Genomic DNA, 595 nt, shown 5'->3' on the forward strand with positions numbered 1-595 from the left:
AGAGGTGTATAAGAGACAGCACGATGCTCGGGTTCGGGCTGTGTGTGATCGTGCCGCAGACCTTCGCGGCGGCGGGGCGGATCTTCCCGGAGGCGGCGAGTGACGCGGCGGTGGCCCGGCTGAATGTGTTCAACTATGTGGGTTTTCTGGTGGGTGCACCGTTGGTGGGGGCGCTCGGCGACGTGTGGAGTTATCGCGGGGCGATGCTCGTGCCGATGGTTCTGGTGCTGGTGACGCTGGTGTACGCCCGGTCGTTCGCCTCCGGGAGCGACCGATACGGTGGCGGGCATGAGCGGGCGCGCACGGTTGATGTGGGATGACGCGGTTACGGGTTACGACTTCGGGGCGAGCCACCCGATGGACCCGGTCAGGCTCGCCCTGACCATGGGGCTCGTACGGGCGTACGGGCTCGACCAGGCCGTGGACGTGGTCGCTGCGCCGGCCGCGGGGGACTCGACGCTGCGGCTCGTGCACCGCGAGGACTATGTGGCGGCGGTGCGGGCGGCTTCGGCGGATCCTCGAAGGGCGGACCAGTCGTACGGGCTCGGGACCCTCGACGATCCGGCCTTTGCCGGGATGCACGAGGCGTCCGCGC

1 protein-coding gene and 1 pseudogene are annotated in these 595 nt (G+C 69.2%); both read left to right on the plus strand.

From position 1 onward, the window contains the following. The coding region (locus E2E34_RS34945) for an MFS transporter (protein WP_138905795.1) at positions 1-320 on the plus strand (320 nt) is incomplete at its 5' end. Further along, positions 289-595: pseudogene (locus tag E2E34_RS34950) on the plus strand (acetoin utilization protein AcuC); the annotation flags it as partial. The gene E2E34_RS34945 and the pseudogene E2E34_RS34950, both read left to right, overlap by 32 nt.

Source organism: Streptomyces albidochromogenes (assembly GCF_005981925.1).
Classification (GTDB): Bacteria; Actinomycetota; Actinomycetes; order Streptomycetales; family Streptomycetaceae; genus Streptomyces; species Streptomyces albidochromogenes.